Annotated in this window: 20 protein-coding genes; 16 read left to right on the top strand and 4 right to left on the bottom strand. The window is 66.6% G+C overall.

Features of this window, described 5'->3' with window-relative positions:
* Window positions 1-51: 51 nt before the first annotated feature.
* From urtA to B2X67_RS02740, 13 genes are all read left to right on the top strand, one after another.
* Window positions 52-1,320: an urea ABC transporter substrate-binding protein gene (gene urtA / locus B2X67_RS02800; protein ID WP_273228964.1), complete on the top strand. Its 1,269-nt coding sequence runs from the start codon at window positions 52-54 to the stop codon at window positions 1,318-1,320.
* A 120-nt stretch (window positions 1,321-1,440) separates the two neighbouring features.
* Complete coding sequence (gene urtB / locus B2X67_RS02795) at window positions 1,441-3,012, top strand: urea ABC transporter permease subunit UrtB (RefSeq protein WP_286784537.1); 1,572 nt, start codon at window positions 1,441-1,443, stop codon at window positions 3,010-3,012.
* 97 nt (window positions 3,013-3,109) lie between these two features.
* Entirely contained in the window at window positions 3,110-4,189 is a 1,080-nt protein-coding gene (gene urtC, locus B2X67_RS02790; RefSeq protein ID WP_286784536.1) for an urea ABC transporter permease subunit UrtC, read from the top strand.
* A complete protein-coding gene (gene urtD / locus B2X67_RS02785) occupies window positions 4,189-5,046 on the top strand; it encodes an urea ABC transporter ATP-binding protein UrtD (RefSeq protein ID WP_286784535.1) in 858 nt (285 codons plus the stop codon). Before urtC ends, urtD begins: the two co-directional genes overlap by 1 nt.
* 271 nt (window positions 5,047-5,317) lie before the next feature.
* Window positions 5,318-6,016, top strand: coding sequence for an urea ABC transporter ATP-binding subunit UrtE (urtE, locus tag B2X67_RS02780; protein ID WP_090223914.1), 699 nt, complete (start codon window positions 5,318-5,320; stop codon window positions 6,014-6,016).
* Window positions 6,017-6,104: 88 nt separating this feature from the next.
* Window positions 6,105-6,944 carry an urease accessory protein UreD gene (locus B2X67_RS02775; protein WP_282338662.1) on the top strand — a complete coding sequence of 280 codons (840 nt, stop codon included), beginning with the start codon at window positions 6,105-6,107 and terminating at the stop codon, window positions 6,942-6,944.
* Window positions 6,944-7,246: an urease subunit gamma gene (gene ureA, locus B2X67_RS02770; protein ID WP_273228953.1), complete on the top strand. Its 303-nt coding sequence runs from the start codon at window positions 6,944-6,946 to the stop codon at window positions 7,244-7,246. The genes B2X67_RS02775 and ureA overlap by 1 nt, the downstream gene beginning before the upstream one ends.
* 16 nt (window positions 7,247-7,262) lie before the next feature.
* Window positions 7,263-7,778, top strand: coding sequence for a GNAT family N-acetyltransferase (locus B2X67_RS02765; RefSeq protein ID WP_282338661.1), 516 nt, complete (start codon window positions 7,263-7,265; stop codon window positions 7,776-7,778).
* Window positions 7,775-8,080, top strand: coding sequence for an urease subunit beta (locus tag B2X67_RS02760; protein WP_286784534.1), 306 nt, complete (start codon window positions 7,775-7,777; stop codon window positions 8,078-8,080). Before B2X67_RS02765 ends, B2X67_RS02760 begins: the two co-directional genes overlap by 4 nt.
* A gap of 81 nt (window positions 8,081-8,161) precedes the next feature.
* Complete coding sequence (ureC, locus tag B2X67_RS02755) at window positions 8,162-9,862, top strand: urease subunit alpha (RefSeq protein ID WP_286784533.1); 1,701 nt, start codon at window positions 8,162-8,164, stop codon at window positions 9,860-9,862.
* Window positions 9,863-10,003: 141 nt separating this feature from the next.
* On the top strand, window positions 10,004-10,363 hold the full coding sequence (locus B2X67_RS02750; RefSeq protein ID WP_282338658.1) for a hypothetical protein: 360 nt from the start codon (window positions 10,004-10,006) through the stop codon (window positions 10,361-10,363).
* Window positions 10,364-10,433: 70 nt separating this feature from the next.
* Window positions 10,434-10,982 carry a glutathione peroxidase gene (locus B2X67_RS02745; RefSeq protein WP_286784532.1) on the top strand — a complete coding sequence of 183 codons (549 nt, stop codon included), beginning with the start codon at window positions 10,434-10,436 and terminating at the stop codon, window positions 10,980-10,982.
* Window positions 10,983-11,369: 387 nt separating this feature from the next.
* Window positions 11,370-12,704, top strand: a complete 1,335-nt coding sequence (locus B2X67_RS02740) for an OprD family porin (protein WP_286784531.1) — start codon at window positions 11,370-11,372, stop codon at window positions 12,702-12,704.
* A 13-nt stretch (window positions 12,705-12,717) separates the two neighbouring features.
* Here the strand turns inward: B2X67_RS02740 and B2X67_RS02735 are convergent, their stop codons facing one another.
* Window positions 12,718-12,984: a DksA/TraR family C4-type zinc finger protein gene (locus tag B2X67_RS02735; RefSeq protein WP_282338655.1), complete on the bottom strand. Its 267-nt coding sequence runs from the start codon at window positions 12,982-12,984 to the stop codon at window positions 12,718-12,720.
* 150 nt (window positions 12,985-13,134) lie between these two features.
* On the opposite strand from B2X67_RS02735, the gene B2X67_RS02730 reads away from it, so the two are divergent.
* A complete protein-coding gene (locus B2X67_RS02730) occupies window positions 13,135-13,497 on the top strand; it encodes a hypothetical protein (RefSeq protein ID WP_282338654.1) in 363 nt (120 codons plus the stop codon).
* Window positions 13,498-13,500: 3 nt separating this feature from the next.
* Here the strand turns inward: B2X67_RS02730 and B2X67_RS02725 are convergent, their stop codons facing one another.
* Both B2X67_RS02725 and B2X67_RS02720 read right to left on the bottom strand, forming a co-directional pair.
* Complete coding sequence (locus B2X67_RS02725) at window positions 13,501-13,731, bottom strand: hypothetical protein (protein ID WP_286784530.1); 231 nt, start codon at window positions 13,729-13,731, stop codon at window positions 13,501-13,503.
* A gap of 182 nt (window positions 13,732-13,913) precedes the next feature.
* Window positions 13,914-14,777: an isocitrate lyase/PEP mutase family protein gene (locus B2X67_RS02720; RefSeq protein ID WP_282338652.1), complete on the bottom strand. Its 864-nt coding sequence runs from the start codon at window positions 14,775-14,777 to the stop codon at window positions 13,914-13,916.
* Between the two features lie 563 nt (window positions 14,778-15,340).
* Here B2X67_RS02720 and B2X67_RS02715 point away from each other — a divergent pair.
* Together B2X67_RS02715 and B2X67_RS02710 are read left to right on the top strand one after the other, a co-directional pair.
* On the top strand, window positions 15,341-16,288 hold the full coding sequence (locus B2X67_RS02715) for a lysylphosphatidylglycerol synthase transmembrane domain-containing protein (protein ID WP_282338721.1): 948 nt from the start codon (window positions 15,341-15,343) through the stop codon (window positions 16,286-16,288).
* A 98-nt stretch (window positions 16,289-16,386) separates the two neighbouring features.
* Entirely contained in the window at window positions 16,387-17,652 is a 1,266-nt protein-coding gene (locus tag B2X67_RS02710; RefSeq protein ID WP_282338650.1) for an Hsp70 family protein, read from the top strand.
* Window positions 17,653-17,661: 9 nt separating this feature from the next.
* Here B2X67_RS02710 and B2X67_RS02705 read toward each other — a convergent pair whose 3' ends face one another.
* On the bottom strand, window positions 17,662-17,871 hold the full coding sequence (locus tag B2X67_RS02705) for a hypothetical protein (RefSeq protein WP_282338649.1): 210 nt from the start codon (window positions 17,869-17,871) through the stop codon (window positions 17,662-17,664).
* Between the last annotated feature and the right edge of the window lie 36 nt (window positions 17,872-17,907).

The following is a 17,907-nucleotide window of genomic DNA, read 5'->3' as shown; positions in this document are numbered from 1 at the left end:
TCGTTTCGCGAACAACGATGCGCATGGACCCAGCCACGGAGCCGCACCCTCATGAAACGCCGTCCCTTTCTGAAATCCACACTCGCTGCCAGTGCCCTTGCGCTCAGCGGGCTGTTCCCGTTCACCGCACACGCCGCCGACACCATCAAGGTCGGCATCCTGCATTCCCTTTCCGGCACCATGGCGATCTCCGAGACCTCGCTGAAAGACATGGCGCTGATGACCATCGACGAGATCAACGCCAAGGGCGGCGTGCTCGGCAAGAAACTCGAGCCGGTGGTCGTCGACCCGGCGTCCAACTGGCCGCTGTTCGCCGAGAAGGGCCGCCAGTTGCTGACCCAGGACAAGGTGGCCGTGACCTTCGGCTGCTGGACCTCGGTGTCGCGCAAATCGGTACTGCCGGTCTATGAAGAACTCAACGGATTGCTGTTCTACCCCGTGCAGTACGAAGGCGAAGAAATGTCGCCGAACGTGTTCTACACCGGTGCGGCGCCGAACCAGCAGGCGATTCCGGCCGTCGAGTACCTGATGAGCGAAGACGGCGGCGCCGCCAAGCGCTTCTTCCTGCTCGGCACCGACTACGTCTACCCGCGCACCACCAACAAGATTCTGCGCAGCTTCCTGCACAGCAAGGGCGTCGCCGACAAGGACATCGAAGAGGTCTACACCCCGTTCGGCCACAGCGATTACCAGACCATCGTCGCCAACATCAAGAAGTTCGCCGCCGGCGGCAAGACCGCCGTGGTCTCCACCGTCAACGGCGACTCCAACGTGCCGTTCTACAAGGAACTGGCCAACCAGGGCATCGAAGCCACCGACATTCCGGTGGTCGCCTTCTCGGTCGGCGAGGAAGAACTGCGCGGCATCGACACCAAGCCGCTGGTCGGTCAGCTGGCCGCCTGGAACTACTTCCAGTCCGTGGATAACCCGGTGAACGAGAAATTCGTCGCCGCCTGGAAGGCCTACGCCAAGGCCAAGAAACTGCCGAACGCGGACACCGTAGTCACCAACGACCCGATGGAAGCCACCTACGTCGGCATCCACATGTGGGCGCAGGCGGTCGAGAAGGCCGGCACCACCGACGTCGACAAGGTGCGCGACGCCATGGCCGGGCAGACCTTCGCCGCGCCGGACGGCTACACCATCAAGATGGACGAGAAGAACCACCACCTGCACAAGCCGGTGATGATCGGCGAAGTCCAGGAAGACGGGCAGTTCTCGGTGGTCTGGCAGACCGAAGGCCCGGTGCGCGCCGAGCCCTGGAGCCCCTACATCGAAGGCAACGACAAGAAGCCTGACCACCCGATGAAGAGCAACTGATCCAGGCGCACCCTCTGTAGGAGCGAGCGCCAGCGTCCGTTCCTGCAGCGTCCGTGTCCATTCCGCCCGGCCCACGATCCCATGGCCGGGCAGGATGACCGTGATCCGAAGGACACCGATATGCCCTCTGCCGTCCACCGTCTGATCCTGGCCTGCCTGCTCCTGCTTCCCGCAGCGGCGCATGCCGGAGATGCCACCGATTTCGTCGCCGCCAATCCATCCACGCAGGCCAGCCTGCTCGAACGATGGGCCGCGCAACCCGATCCGGCCCGCCTGCCGCTGATCGAGGCGCTGCAGGATGGCCGCCTGGCCGCCGACAGCGCGAAAGTCCCGTTCATCGAGGAGAACGGCGCCTTCCGGGCCGCCGAAGGCAATGCCGAACCGGCCGACGCGCCGCGCAAGCTGCGCCTGAACAACCGCCTGCGCGGCCTCGCCAACACCGCCCTGGCCAGCCACCGGCTGCTCGCCGAGGACGCCGGCCTGCGCCTGGCCGCCGCCGAGCAACTGCAGAAGAGCGCTCGCCCGGAGCAACTCGGCCTGCTCAACCAGCGCGTCGCCGCGGAACAGGACGACGCCGTGCGCGATGCCCTGAGCCTGGCGCTGGCCAACCTGCAACTGGTCGACCCGGACCCGGCCGTGCGCCTGGCCGCCGTGCGCCTGCTTGGCGAAACCGGCCAGCCGCTGGCGCGCACGCGCCTCGAAGCGCTGCTCGACCCGGCCGTGGAACAGGACGCCGGCGTGCGCACCGCGGCGGAAACCAGCCTGTCGCAGGTCAAACGCAAACTGCTGATCGGCGAACTCATCGGCCAGGCGTTCTCCGGCATGAGCCTGGGTTCGATCCTGCTGCTCGCCGCCCTCGGCCTCGCGATCACCTTCGGTTTGCTCGGCGTGATCAACATGGCCCACGGCGAGATGCTGATGCTCGGCGCCTACGCCACCTACATGGTTCAGCTGCTGTTCCAGCGCCTGGCCCCCGACGCCCTGGCGTTCTACCCGCTGGCGGCGTTGCCGGTGGCGTTCTTCGTCACCGCGGCGATCGGCATGGCGCTGGAACGCACGGTGATCCGCCATCTCTACGGCCGCCCGCTGGAAACCCTGCTGGCCACCTGGGGCATCAGCCTGATGCTGATCCAGCTGGTGCGCATCGTCTTCGGCGCGCAGAACGTCGAGGTCGCCAACCCGTCCTGGTTGTCCGGCGGCATCCAGGTGCTGCCCAACCTGGTGCTGCCGTACAACCGCATCGTGATCATCGGTTTCGCCCTGTTCGTGGTGCTGCTGACCTGGCTGCTGCTGAACAAGACCCGCCTGGGCCTCAACGTCCGCGCGGTGACGCAGAACCGCAACATGGCCGCCTGCTGCGGCGTCGCCACCGGCCGCGTGGACATGCTCGCCTTCGGCCTCGGCTCGGGCATCGCCGGCCTCGGCGGCGTGGCGCTGTCGCAGATCGGCAACGTCGGCCCGGACCTCGGCCAGAGCTACATCATCGACTCCTTCCTGGTGGTGGTGCTCGGCGGCGTCGGCCAGCTGGCCGGCAGCGTGCTGGCCGCGTTCGGCCTGGGCATCGCCAACAAGATCCTCGAACCGCAGATCGGCGCCGTGCTGGGCAAGATCCTGATCCTCGCGCTGATCATCCTGTTCATCCAGAAGCGCCCGCAGGGGCTCTTCGCGCTGAAAGGACGGGTGATCGATTGATGGCCAGCCCGAACGCTCTCCAAATCGCCATCGCGCCGCTGAACAACGCCTGGTGCCCCGCCCAGCCCGCGACCGCCATTCAACAAGGACACCGTCGATGAACCAGCCGCTCGCGCTCACCGCCGCGCAGAAAGCCGGCCCGCGCCTGACCCTCGCCGCGCTCGGCGCGGTGCTGGCGATCCTCGTCGCCCTGCCGCTGCTCTCGCTGCTGCCGGCGGACAATCCGCTGCAGGTATCCGCCTACACCCTGACGCTGGTCGGCAAGATCCTCTGCTACGCCATCGTCGCCCTCGCCCTCGACCTGGTGTGGGGCTATGCCGGGCTGCTGTCGCTCGGCCACGGCCTGTTCTTCGCCCTCGGCGGCTACGCCATGGGCATGTACCTGATGCGCCAGAGCGCCGGCGACGGCCTGCCGGCCTTCATGAGCTTCCTCGCCTGGACCGAGCTGCCCTGGTACTGGTACGGCACCTCCAGCTTCCTCTGGTCGATGTGCCTGGCGGTGCTGGCGCCGGGGCTGCTGGCGCTGGTGTTCGGCTTCTTCGCCTTCCGCTCGCGGATCAAGGGGGTGTACTTCTCGATCATGACCCAGGCGCTGACCTTCGCCGGCATGCTGCTGTTCTTCCGCAACGAGACGGGCTTCGGCGGCAACAACGGTTTCACCGGTTTCTCAACCCTGCTCGGCTTCGGCATCACCGCGCCGGGCACCCGCGCGGTGCTGTTCCTCGCCACCGTGGCGCTGCTGGTGACCAGCCTGGCGCTGGGCTGGGGCCTGGCGCGAAGCAAGTTCGGCCGGGTGCTCACCGCGCTGCGCGATGCCGAGAACCGGCTGATGTTCTGCGGCTACGATCCGCGCGGCTACAAGCTCTTCGTCTGGGTGCTGTCCGCCGTGCTCTGCGGCCTGGCCGGCGCGCTCTACGTGCCGCAGGTGGGCATCATCAACCCCAGCGAGATGGCCCCGACGCAGTCCATCGAGGCCGCCGTGTGGGTCGCCCTCGGCGGGCGCGGCACGCTGATCGGCCCGCTGCTCGGCGCCGGCATCGTCAACGGCATGAAGAGCTGGTTCACCGTGGCCTTCCCGGAGTACTGGCTGTTCTTCCTCGGCGCCCTGTTCATCATCGTCACGCTGTTCCTGCCCAAAGGCGTCATCGGCCTGCTGCGCCGCAAGGGAGAACAGTGATGCACGCCACCCCCGGACACTTCATGCTCGAACCCGCCTACGACCCGAACAGCGACGCCGGTACCGGCCGCGATGCGATCGGCCTTGGTCGCGCCTCCGGCCCCGGCCTGGACGTGCGCCACGGCACCCTCCTGACCCTGGAAGACATCAACGTCAGCTTCGACGGCTTCAAGGCGCTGCGCGATCTGACCCTGTACATCGGCGTCGGCGAACTGCGCTGCATCATCGGCCCCAACGGCGCGGGCAAGACCACCCTGATGGACGTGATCACCGGCAAGACGCGCCCGGACAGCGGCCAGGCGTTCTTCGGCGAAAGCCTCGACCTGACCGAGATGAGCGAAGTGGAAATCGCCCAGGCCGGGATCGGCCGCAAGTTCCAGAAGCCCACGGTGTTCGAGGCGCTCTCGGTGTTCGAGAACCTGGAGCTGGCGCAGAACGCCGACAAGTCGGTGTGGGCCAGCCTGCGTGCGCGCCTTTCCGGCGAGCAGCGCGAGCGCATCGAGGACGTGCTCACCACGATCAAGCTGGACGCCTCGCGCCGGCGTCCGGCCGGGTTGCTTTCCCACGGGCAGAAGCAGTTCCTCGAGATCGGCATGCTGCTGGTGCAGGACCCGCAACTGCTGCTGCTCGACGAGCCGGTGGCGGGCATGACCGATGCCGAAACCGAATTCACCGCCGAGCTGTTCAAGGGCCTCGCCGGCAAGCACTCGCTGATGGTGGTGGAGCACGACATGGGCTTCGTCGGCAGCATCGCCGACCACGTCACCGTGCTGCACCAGGGCCACGTGCTCGCCGAGGGCTCGCTGGAGCAGGTGCAGGCAGACGAGCGGGTGATCGAGGTTTACCTCGGCCGCTGAGCCTTCGGTGCGCATGGCGCACCCTACGCGCGCGGCCTCCCCCGTAGGGTGCGCCGCGCGCACCGAATGGAATACCGGAGCGTGGATGACGCCGTCTTTCATCCACCGAAACAGCGCACGGTGGATCGATGAAGCGCGATCCACCCTACCGGGCTGAGCCCTGGTGCGCAGGGCGCACCCTACGCGCGCGGCGTCTCCCGTAGGGTGCGCAGCGCGCACCGAATGGAACCACCGGGCGGACGACACCGCCCTCCTTTTCAAGGACATCCACATGCTGCAAGTCGACCAACTCCACCAGTACTACGGCGGCAGCCACATCCTCCGCGGGCTGAGCTTCGAGGCGAAGATCGGCGAGGTCACCTGCCTGCTGGGGCGCAACGGGGTCGGCAAGACCACCCTGCTGAAATGCCTGATGGGCCTGATCCCGTCCCGGCAGGGCGTGGTGAACTGGAACGGAAAGCCGATCACCGGTTTCAAGACGCACCAGCGGGTCAACGCCGGCATCGCCTACGTGCCGCAGGGACGCGAGATCTTCCCGCGCCTGACGGTCGAGGAGAACCTGCTGATGGGCCTGTCGCGGTTTCCCGGCAGCGAGGCGAAGCGCGTGCCGCCGTTCATCTACGAGCTGTTCCCGGTGCTTGAGGAAATGAAGGCCCGCCGCGGCGGCGACCTCTCCGGCGGCCAGCAGCAACAGTTGGCCATCGGCCGCGCGCTCGCCAGCAAGCCAAGCCTGCTCATCCTCGACGAGCCCACCGAAGGCATCCAGCCCTCGGTGATCAAGGAGATCGGCGTGGTGATCAGGAAACTCGCCGCGCGTGGCGACATGGCGATCCTGCTGGTGGAGCAGTTCTACGACTTCGCCGCCGAGCTGGCCGACCAGTACCTGGTGATGTCGCGCGGCGAGATCGTCCAGCAGGGCCGTGGCGAAACCATGGAAGCCGATGGCGTGCGCGGGCTGGTCGCGATCTGAGTTTTCCCGTAGGTTTGTCCTGCCCGCCCGGCGCCCGGAAAGAACCCTCGCCCACGCTTCACCGCCCTCCCACACTGCAAAGAAGCGCATGAACGCAACGATCACCCCCGCCCTCTTCACCCCCAGCTGGCACGCCGAGCTGGAGCTGGGCTATACCCGCGCCGGCGACGCCACACGCCCGGTGATGCGCCGCCATGCCGGCCCGCTGCGGGTGCAGAAGCATCTGTATGCCGAAGGCCCGGAGGTCTGCCAGCACATCATCGTCCATCCGCCAGGCGGTATCGCCGGCGGCGATCGCCTGGACATCCGCGCCAGCGTCGGAGCGCACGCCTGGGCGCAGCTGACCAGCCCCGGCGCCGCCAAGTGGTACCGCGCGGCCGGCGCCGCCTACCAGGACCTGCACCTGCGGGTGGAAGCCGGCGCGACCCTGGAGTGGTTGCCGCAGGAGACCATCGTCTACTCCGGCGCCCGCGCCGAACTGAGTACGCGCATCGAGCTGCTCGGCGACGCGCGGCTGTTCTACTGGGACATGGTCGCCCTCGGCCGCCCGGCCGCCGACGAACGCTTCGCCGAAGGCCACTTCCAGGCGCGCCTGGACATCCGGCGCGACGGCCAGCCGCTCTGGCATGAACGCCAGCGCGTGAGCGGCGGCGACGGCCTGCTCGATTCGCCGATCGGCCTCGACGGCCAGCCGGTGTTCGCCACCCTGATCGTCACCGGCGAGATCGACGCCGAATTGCTCGAACGCTGCCGCGACCTGCCTTCGCGCGTGCGCGGCGACCTCACCCAACTGCCCGGCCTGATCGTTGCACGCTGCCTGGCCCACGAAGCGCTGCACGCCCGCGCCTGGCTGATCGACCTCTGGCGCCTGTTGCGCCCGGCGCTGCTCGGTCGCACGGCCGTTCCCCCTCGAATCTGGAGCACCTGATGGACCTTTCACCGCGCGAAAAAGACAAGCTGCTGATTTTCACCGCCGGGCTGGTGGCCGAACGCCGCCTGGCCCGTGGCCTGAAGCTCAATTACCCGGAAGCCATGGCGCTGATTTCCGCCGCCCTGCTCGAAGGCGCGCGCGACGGCCGCAGCGTCGCCGAGCTGATGCACTTCGGCACCACCCTGCTGAGCCGAGACCAGGTGATGGAAGGCGTGCCGGAAATGATTCCGGAAATCCAGGTGGAAGCGACCTTCCCCGACGGCACCAAACTGGTGACCGTGCACCAACCCATCGCCTGATCGAAGGACGACCGCCGTGATCATCCGCGACTCCCTCGATGCCGACCTGCCCGGCATCCGCGACATCTACAACGACGCCGTGGTCAACACCACGGCGATCTGGAACGACTACGCCGTCGACCTCGACAACCGCCGTGCCTGGCTGGCCGATCGCGCCGCCCTGGGTTTCCCGGTACTGGTCGCGGTGGACGCCGACGACAACGTCCTCGGCTACTCCAGCTATGGCACCTGGCGCGCCATCGACGGTTTCCGCCATACCGTCGAGCACTCGGTCTACGTGCGCAGCGACCAGCGCGGCCAGGGCCTGGGGCCGAAGCTGATGCAGGCGCTGATCGAGCGCGCGCGCGAATCCGGGCTGCACGTAATGGTCGCCGCCATCGAGAGCGGCAACGCCGCCTCGATCCGCCTGCACGAGCGCCTGGGATTCGTCACCACCGGGCAGATGCCGCAGGTCGGACAGAAGTTCGGCCGCTGGCTCGACCTCACCTTCATGCAACTCCTCCTTTCCCCCGCTACGGAGCAGCCCCGATGATCCCAGGCGAATACCAGATCCAGCCCGGCGAGATCGAAATCAACGCCGGCCGCCGCACCCTCAGCCTGAGCGTCGCCAACAGCGGCGACCGGCCGATCCAGGTCGGCTCGCACTTCCACTTCTTCGAGACCAACGACGCGCTGACCTTCGACCGCGCGGCCAGCCGCGGCATGCGCCTGAACATCCCGGCCGGCACCGCGGTGCGCTTCGAGCCGGGGCAGAGCCGCGAGGTCGAACTGGTCGAACTGGCCGGCCAGCGCCGCGTGTTCGGCTTCGCCGGACGGGTGATGGGCGATCTGTAAGCCGCCAAGGATTCGTAGGGTGCGCCGTGCGCACCAGAGCCAATCGCGGTGCGCACGGCGCACCCTACAGGACACCTGCTCATGAAGATTTCCCGCCAAGCCTACGCCGACATGTTCGGCCCCACCGTCGGCGACAAGGTGCGCCTGGCCGACACCGACCTGTGGATCGAAGTGGAGAAGGACTTCACCACCTACGGCGACGAAGTGAAGTTCGGCGGCGGCAAGGTGATCCGCGACGGCATGGGCCAGAGCCAGCTGTGCGCCGCCGACGTGGTCGACACGGTGATCACCAACGCGCTGATCGTCGACCACTGGGGCATCGTCAAGGCCGACGTCGGCCTCAAGGACGGCCGCATTGCCGCTATCGGCAAGGCCGGCAACCCGGACATCCAGCCCGACGTGAGCATCGCCATCGGCGGCGCCACCGAGGTCATCGCCGGCGAGGGCATGATCCTCACTGCCGGCGGCATCGACAGCCACATCCACTTCATCTGCCCGCAGCAGATCGAAGAAGCATTGATGAGCGGCACCACCACCATGATCGGCGGCGGCACCGGGCCGGCCACCGGCACCTACGCCACCACCGTGACCCCCGGCCCCTGGCACATGGCGCGCATGCTCCAGGCCGCCGACGCCTTCCCGATGAACATCGGCTTCACCGGCAAGGGCAACGTCTCGCTGCCCGAGCCGCTGATCGAGCAGGTCAAGGCCGGCGCCATCGGCCTCAAGCTGCACGAGGACTGGGGCACCACGCCGGCGGCCATCGACAACTGCCTGTCGGTCGCCGACCAGTACGACGTGCAGGTGGCGATCCACACCGACACGCTGAACGAATCCGGCTTCGTCGAAACGACCCTGGGCGCGTTCAAGGGCCGCACCATCCACACCTATCACACCGAAGGCGCTGGCGGCGGCCACGCGCCGGACATCATCAAGGCCTGCGGTTTTCCCAACGTGCTGCCCAGCTCGACCAACCCGACCCGGCCGTTCACCCGCAACACCATCGACGAGCACCTGGACATGCTGATGGTCTGCCATCACCTGGACCCGAGCATCGCCGAGGACGTCGCCTTCGCCGAAAGCCGCATCCGTCGCGAGACCATCGCCGCCGAGGACATCCTCCACGACCTCGGCGCCTTCAGCATGATCAGCTCCGACAGCCAGGCCATGGGCCGCGTCGGCGAGGTGATCACGCGCACCTGGCAGACCGCCGACAAGATGAAGAAGCAGCGCGGCGCGCTGCCCGAGGACGGCGCCGGCAACGACAACTTCCGGGTCAAGCGCTACATCGCCAAGTACACCATCAACCCGGCGATCACCCACGGCATCAGCCACGAGGTCGGCTCCATCGAGGTCGGCAAATGGGCCGACCTGATCCTCTGGCGCCCGGCGTTCTTCGGCGTCAAGCCGACGCTGATCCTCAAGGGCGGGGTCATTGCCGCCAGCCTGATGGGCGACGCCAACGCCTCGATCCCGACCCCGCAACCGGTGCACTACCGGCCGATGTTCGGCAGCTACGGCGGCTCGCTGCACGCCAGCAGCCTGACCTTCATCAGCCAGGCCGCCGCGGACGCCGGCGTACCGCAGCAACTCGGCCTGCAGAAGAAGATCGGCGTGGTCAAGGGCTGCCGCGCGGTGCAGAAGAAGGACCTGATCCATAACGACTATACGCCGAGCATCGAGGTCGACCCGCAGAACTACCAGGTCAAGGCCGACGGCCAGTTGCTCTGGTGCGAGCCGGCCGACGTGCTGCCGATGGCCCAGCGCTACTTCCTGTTCTGAGGCCCGCGACCACGACCGCCCCATGTCGGTCGTGGTCCGGCGCCGCCGCGCAATCGCTCGCCAGCCGAACGCTTGCGGCCCGTCGGGTTCTGTATCTGTGCAGGTTATTTCCTGGACCCCACGAACGGACGGAGAAAAACAATGACCCTCAAATACGCTCTCGCCGCCACCGCCCTGGCCTTTTCCGGCATCACCTTCGCTGCGCCACCCGCGATGGAGAAGGGCGGCATGCTGGTCGATGCCAAAGGCATGACCCTGTACACCTACGACAAGGACACCAAGGACATCTCCAAATGCAGTGGCCCCTGCGCGGAAAACTGGCCTCCGCTGATGGCCGATGCCGACGCCAAGCCCGATGGCCAGTGGACCCTGGCCAAACGCGAGGACGGCACCCTGCAGTGGGCCTACGCCGACAAGCCGCTGTACACCTTCGCCAAGGACAAGCCGGGTGAGATGAACGGCGATGGCAAGGGCGGCGTCTGGCACATGGCCAAACCCTGACGTCCACACCGCGCCGGGCACTTTTCGCCGGCCCGGCGCACCCATCCGCCCCCTCACGAAGCGAGCCGCCATGAGCAACCTCTACGAAATTCCCGTCACCTCCATCGATGGCACCGCGCAGACCCTCGAACCGTACAAGGGCAAGGTGCTGCTGGTGGTCAACGTTGCCTCCAAGTGCGGGCTGACGCCGCAGTACGAAGGCCTGGAAAAGCTCTACGAGAGCAAGCATGCCGCCGGCCTCGAAGTGCTCGGTTTCCCGGCCAATGACTTCCTCGGCCAGGAGCCGGGCAGCGACGAAGAGATCAAGGCGTTCTGCAGCCTGACCTACGACGTGAAATTCCCACTGTTCGCCAAGATTTCCGTGGTCGGCGATGGCCAGCACCCGCTGTACCAGGCCCTCACCCGCGCGCTGCCGGATGCCACCGGCGAAGGCCCGATGCGGGAAAAACTCAAGGGCTACGGCATCCAGGCCAATACGGTGCCGGAGGTGCAGTGGAACTTCGAGAAATTTCTCATCGGTCGCGACGGCCGCGTCGCTGCCCGTTTCGCACCCGATGTCACCGCGGACGACCCACGCCTGGTCGAAGCCGTGGAAGCGGAACTGGCGAAATCCGCCTGATCCGCACGGCGGACGAGCCAGCCTCGCCCGCCGCCATTTCTATATACACAACCACACAGCAAAGTCCGCATTGTCGGATCAACGACAATAAAGGCGGTCTTTTCCTGCATTAATAAAAATCCACTTAACCCGTAAAATCATAGACTTGAATGGAAACAGGAACGCTGGAAGCGTTCTTGCTCTGTCCGTGACGCTCAACCGGGCGCATCGGAAATTCGCTATATAGCCGCCTACCCAGGCGAGTGCGAATGGCGCCCTGCATTATCCAGAACTCGTCTACCAGCGATCCGCCACAGAGCCGGACGCGAGGCGAGCGGTGACGATGCAGGCAACGCCTCCCCCTTGCGCCCCGAGCCCACACTCACGACATCGCAACGGAGCGCCCCCATGAAGATCCAATCCCTCAGCGCAGCCATCGCCCTCGGCCTTCTGGCCCGGCACGCCACGGCCGCCGGCTTCATCGAGGACAGCAAGGCCAGCCTTGGCCTGCGCAATTTCTATTACGACCTGAACACCAAGAACACCGCGGACAACCGGGCCGAGGCCAACGAGTGGGGGCAGGGCTTCATCTTCAACTACGCCTCGGGCTTCACCGAAGGCACCGTCGGCTTCGGGCTGGACGTGGTCGGCCTGCTCGGCCTCAAGCTGGATTCGGGCGGCAACAGCCAGAACGGCGACAGCCGCCGCCCCGGCCAGCTGTTCCCGCTGGACAGCAATGGCAAGGCCGAGGACGACTTCAGCAAGGCCGGGGTGACCGCCAAGCTGCGTGTCTCCAAAACCGAAGCGCGCATCGGCACCCTGCAGCCGAAGCTGCCGGTGGTGAACTTCAACGACGGTCGCCTGCTGCCGCAGCTGTTCGACGGTGGCCAGGTCACCTCGGCCGAGATCGACAACCTGACGCTGATCGCTGGCCAGCTTGAACACACCAAGACCCGCGCGTCTTCCGACGACGTCGGCCTGCGCATCGCCGGTGCTGCCTCGGTCGGCGGCGTGCAGGCGGACTCCAACCAGTTCCGCTACGCCGGCGCCGACTACAAGGCCTCCAAGGACCTGGTGCTGCAGTACTACTACGGCAACCTGGAAGACTTCTACAAACAGCACTTCCTCGGCCTGACCCACACCTGGGCCATCGGTCCGGGCGCGCTGAAGACCGACCTGCGCTACTTCCACAGCGATTCCGACGGCAAGAACGGCAGCGTCGCCGGGCGTGCCGAAGGCTATCGCGGCCAGGGCGAAATCACCGCTGCCAACACGGTGAGCGGCACCGAGGTGGACAACGACACTTGGAGTGCCTTCCTCACCTACACCCTGGGCGGCCACGCACTGAGCGGCGGCTACCAGCAGGTCTCGGGCGACAGCGCCTTCCCGTTCCTCAACCAGGGCGACGGCTCCACCGCCTACCTGATCACCGACCGGCAGATCGGCAAGTTCCTCTCCGCCGGCGAGCGCACCTGGCTGGCGGAGTACAGCTACGACTTCGCCAAGCTCGGCGCGCCGGGGCTGAAGGCGTTCATCACCTACCTGTCGGGCGACGACATCGACGCCGTGGGCGGCGATCGCCAGGAATGGGAGCGCGATGTGCGTCTGGACTACAGCCTGCAGAGCGGCGCCCTCAAGGGCCTCGGCTTCTCCTGGCGCAACGCCTCGCTGCGCGGCAACACCACCGCCAACGACCAGGACGAAAACCGCTTCATCGTCAGCTACACCCTGACGCTGCTCTGAGCGCCCGCCGCGCTCAACGCAACTGGCTGTCCTTGCTGCCCCGGCGGTTGTAGCCGCTGTGGGCGGCCTGCTCCTTGTCGTACGCCGCCTGGCAGACCACGCACAGGCGCACGCCCGGCACCGCGGCGCGGCGCGCCTCGGGGATCTTCGCGTCGCATTCCTCGCAGTGGCTCAGGCTCTCGCCCTTCGCCAACTGGCTGCGTGCGCGCTGCACGGCATCCTCGATGGTGCTGTCGATCTGCTCCTGTACCGCTCCGTCGTTCGCCCAACCGCTGGCCATGTTCACCTCCCGCTACGGGTTGCCGGACGATGCGCGCAGCGCCTTTCGCGGCGCCGTGGCATCGGCCGAAAATCTATCTACGCTGCACAGGTCGCCTGCCAGAATGTCGCAGGCCTGCTGATTCCCTGGAACTGGAAAAGGAACGCGCGCATGAACCTGAAGTACCTTCTCGCCGCTACGGCCCTGACGTTTTCCGGCGCCCTCCTGGCAGATGCGCCCGCCGCGATAAAGGACGGCATGCTGGTCGATGACAGCGGCATGACCCTCTACACCTACGACAAGGATTCCCACGGGAAATCCGTCTGCGTCGACAAGTGCGTGGAAAACTGGCCGCCCCTGCAGGCGGACATGGAAGCGGAAGCGGGCGGCGACTGGACGGCGATCGAGCGCAGCGACGGGACCATGCAGTGGGCCTACAAGGGCCGCCCGCTGTATACCTTCATGCAGGACAACGCGCCGGGCGACATGAATGGCGAGGGAAAGGGCGGGGTCTGGCACATGGCCAAACCCTGACGCTCAGTGGCGTTTGCCGGACCTGTTGGGGTCGTTGGTCATGGGGCCCAGGCCGGTCGCCCGGTTGCCGCTGACGTAGGGCCGCTTCTGCGCCACGTTGCCGGACTTCTCATCCGTGTACGGCGCTGGGTTGACGTTGCCGTTTGACTGTTCCTGCGACTGCGAGGGCTGGGCAGCATTACCGGTATCGCGATTGCCGTCGCGTTCGTGAGGCGTCGTTCGCGGGTTGGACATGTGAACCTCCGGCACCGAAGTGCCCGTCGCGGCGCGAAGGGCGCCACCTGCGAACATCGGAACCCGGCCACGCCCAATCGTGCGTCTCGCCCAGGCAATTCCCTCGAACCCGCCCGCGCTGGCGGTTATCCGCCAGAGGCGTGGCGTGCTTCCGCCAGGGCCATGCGCGGAAAAGCGTCGACCTACTCCTTGACGTCCATGTACTCGCGAGCCCAGATGCGGTACTCGTCCGGATGCGTGTACTTGTTCGACAGGGCCGAGGCCGAGAGGTCGCTGGCATCGATCTGGCGCTGCTCGCGCAGGCAGTCGTAGGTCGCCTTGATGGCGGCGAAGTAGGCCGCATGGCCGTTGACCACGATACGCACGCCCAGCTCCGCCAGGCGCTTGCGGTCGCGCAGCTCGGGGTTGTCGTAGGTGACCAGCATCAGCGGCACGCTGAGGTGCTCGGAAACCTGCTGCAGGTGCGCGAAGTCGCGAATCCCGACCATGCAGATGCCGTCCGCGCCGGCCGCCTGGTAGGCCTGCACGCGGGCGATCAGTTCGTCGTTGTCGAGCACGCCGGCGTTGGTCCGGGCAATGATGCTCAGCGCCGGGTCGATGCGCGCCTCGATGGCCGCGCGGATCTTGCCGACGCCCTCCTGCACCGAGATCAGGTCGGTGGACTTGTGCCCGAACTGCGCGGGCAGGAGAGTATCTTCGAGGGTCAGCGCGGCGATTCCGGCGCGCTCCAGCTCGGTCACCGTGCGCATCACGTTGAGCGCGTTGCCGTAGCCGTGGTCGGCGTCGGCGATCACCGGCAGGCGGGCGACCCGGCCGATGCGCACCGCCTGCTCGACGAACTCGCTGAGGGTTATCAGGGCGAAGTCCGGTGCCGCCAGCACCTGCAACGAGGCCACCGAGCCGCCCAGGATGCCAACCTCGAAGCCGAGGTCGGCGGCGATGCGCGCCGACATGGGATCGAAGGTGGACGCCGTGCTGTAGCAGGAATCCGATTCCAGCAGCGCGCGGAATGCCGCGCGTAAATCGTGGTGAGAGGTTCTTTGCATGGGTTCAAGGCCAGTTCGGGATCTAGTTATCAATCGGCCCCACTTTATCAAAAGCGGGTTTGCTCCACGTCGCACGGGCAATCCCGCAGGGGCGCAGTGCCGATCGAGCGCGGCCAGCGCGCGGTTCAGGCAATTTGCATGCACGAATCTTACCGTGTCATTCGGTCGCAGTGGCGAGCGTGGCAGACGACCCAGGTCAGTTTGCCAGCTTCGCACCAGCCGTTATGATGCCGGCCGCCCGACAGGCGGTCCCGCCGCCCTGCCCGCGGCGCGCCGTACCGCTCAGGGAGTGATACGACGAATACTTTGTCACATAGAGGACGGGGTCGCCGCTGGCAGCTTTCCGCCCAACCGGCGATCATCGGAACCCGACCACAGCCTACCGAGCAGATGACTAAAGCGTACGCCGCCTCCCCCACCGAAGCGCCTGTATCCGACCGCAGCGTCGTCCAGGTCAGCCATACCGTCGAGGCCGACAGCCAGGCATACTCGCCGGCGGCCCGAGCGTGTCGCCTGCACGAACCCGCCCTGCGCCCGGCATCGGGATCTGGAAAACAATAATGATGAAAAAGAAGAGCGATCTGATCTGGACCCTCGTCGGCCTCGGCGCCGTCGTGCTGTCCTGCTATCTGCTCTACCACGAAGTGCGCAACATCTCGCTGGACGAGATCGCCGAGAGCCTCAAGGCGATTTCCGGGCACAACTGGGCGATGGCCGCCGCGGCAACCCTCGGCGCCTACTGCGCGCTGGCCTGGTACGACCGCATCGCCGTCGCCCACCTGGGCAAGCACATTTCCTGGTGGTTCATCACGCTCTGCTCGTTCACCACCTACGCCCTGGCGCATAACATCGGCGCTTCGGTATTTTCCGGCGCCTTGGTGCGCTATCGGGCCTACCGCAGCAAGAACCTGTCGGCCCAGGAAATCGGCATCCTGATCGTCTTCTGCTCGTTCACCTTCATCCTCGGGGCGATCCTCGCCGGCGGCTGCGTGCTGATCGCCCGGCCGCAACTGATCGACCGCGTCACCGACGTCACACCCTGGTTCTCGGTGGTCATCGGCCTGTTCCTGCTGGCGCTGGTGGCGCTCTACGTGCTCGGCTCCTGGCGCCAGTTCAAGCCGTGGACCTACGGCAAGTTGCGCCTGGAATACCCCCGACTGGGCATCGTCTTCCGCCAGTTGCTGGCCGGCCCGCTGGAGCTGGCATGCGCCGCGGCGATCATCTATTTCGCCCTGCCGGAAGCCAATAACCCGGGCTATCTGGTGGTGCTCGGGGTGTTCCTCGCGTCCTTCTCGCTGGCGCTGCTCTCGCATGCGCCGGGCGGACTGGGCGTGCTCGAAGTGACCTTCCTCGCGGCGATGCCGGAGCTGCCGAAGGCCGACGTGCTGGCCGCGCTGATCGTTTTCCGCGGTCTCTACCTGCTGCTGCCGTTCGCCCTCTCGCTGTTCATCGTGCTGGGTTTCGAGTGGTCGCAATGGCGGCAGAAACGCCAGGCCGACGCCGCGCCCTGACGGCATGAGCCCGATTCCCTCCGGGCGATAACCGGGGGAAGCATTCGGCGCCGCTCTCGCATACACTGCGCGGCCGTTTTTTCCCGGTGAGCGCGCCCATGACCTTCTCAACTCCGGCCCGTGCCTGTGGCATCGACTTTGGCACCTCCAACTCCACCGTCGGCTGGCTGCGCCCCGGCGAGGAGTCGCTGATCGCCCTGGAGGACGGCAAGATCACCCTGCCGTCGGTGGTCTTCTTCAACTTCGAGGAGCGCCGCCCGGTGTTCGGGCGCCTGGCCCTGCACGAATACCTCGAAGGTTACGAAGGCCGACTGATGCGCTCGCTGAAGAGCCTGCTGGGCTCCAAGCTGCTGAAGAGCGAAACCGCCGTGCTCGGCAGCGCACTGCCCTTTGAATCGATCCTCGGGCTGTTTCTCGGCCAGCTCAAGCACCGCGCCGAAGCCCATGCCGGGCGCGAATTCGAGCAGGTGGTGCTGGGCCGTCCGGTGTACTTCGTCGATGACGACCCCGAAGCCGACAAGGACGCCGAGGACACCCTGGTGCGGGTGGCGCACACCCTGGGCTTCAACGATGTGTCCTTCCAGTACGAACCGATCGCCGCGGCCTTCGACTACGAATCCGCCATCGAGCGCGAGGAGCTGGTGCTGATCGTCGACATCGGTGGCGGTACCTCGGACTTCTCGCTGGTGCGGCTGTCGCCCGAGCGCCGCCAGGTCGCCGACCGGCAGAGCGACATCCTCGCCACCGGCGGCGTGCACATCGGCGGGACCGACTTCGACAAGCAGTTGAGCCTGCGTGGGGTGATGCCGCTGTTCGGCTATGGCAGCCGGATGAAGAGCGACGCGCCGATGCCCACCAGCGTGCACCTCAACCTGGCCACCTGGCATACGATCAACGCGGTCTATGCACAGAAATCGCAGCTGGCGCTGCAGAGCATGCGCTACGACGTGGCCGATCCGACCGGCATCGATCGCCTGATGCGCCTGATTGCGCTGCGTGCCGGCCACTGGCTGGCGATGCAGGTGGAGGAAAGCAAGATCGCCCTGACCGATGCGGCAGAGCACCGCATCGATCTGGGACGGATCGAGGAAAACCTGACCGCGGACTTCGACCGGCCGCTGTTCGAACAGGCCATCGACCCGCTGCTCGAGCGCGTGCGCGGCAGCGTCGGCGAGCTGCTGCGCCGCGCGCAGGTGGGTGTGGAGCAGGTCGATACAGTGTTCTTCACCGGCGGTTCGAGCGGTATCCCGGCATTGCGTCGCAGCGTGGCGGCGCTGTTGCCGAACGCCCGTCACGTGGAGGGCAACACCTTCGGCAGCATTGGCAGCGGTCTCGCCATTGAGGCGAAGAAGCGCTACGGCTGATTGACCGGCTCAGTCCAGCGGCTGGATGCTGACGTCGCTGATGCCCACCACCGGCGCCAACTCGACCAGTTCCTCGAGGACCAGATCGTCGTTCACCGCCAGGTTGTTCTTGCGTGCGAGTTCCTTCACCGCATCGATGATCGGAATATCGAGGTCTTCGATGACATCGGTGTGCGGTTCGCCCTGCAGGGTGTAGTGGATCTCGTAGTGCTCGCTCATGGCGCAATCCTCCGGGTCTACACAGGGTTGATCCCA

Source organism: Pseudomonas sp. UBA3153, from assembly GCF_002364635.1.
GTDB classification, from domain to species: domain Bacteria; phylum Pseudomonadota; class Gammaproteobacteria; order Pseudomonadales; family Pseudomonadaceae; genus Pseudomonas_O; species Pseudomonas_O kuykendallii.
This window is presented reverse-complemented; position numbering and strand designations above follow the sequence as displayed.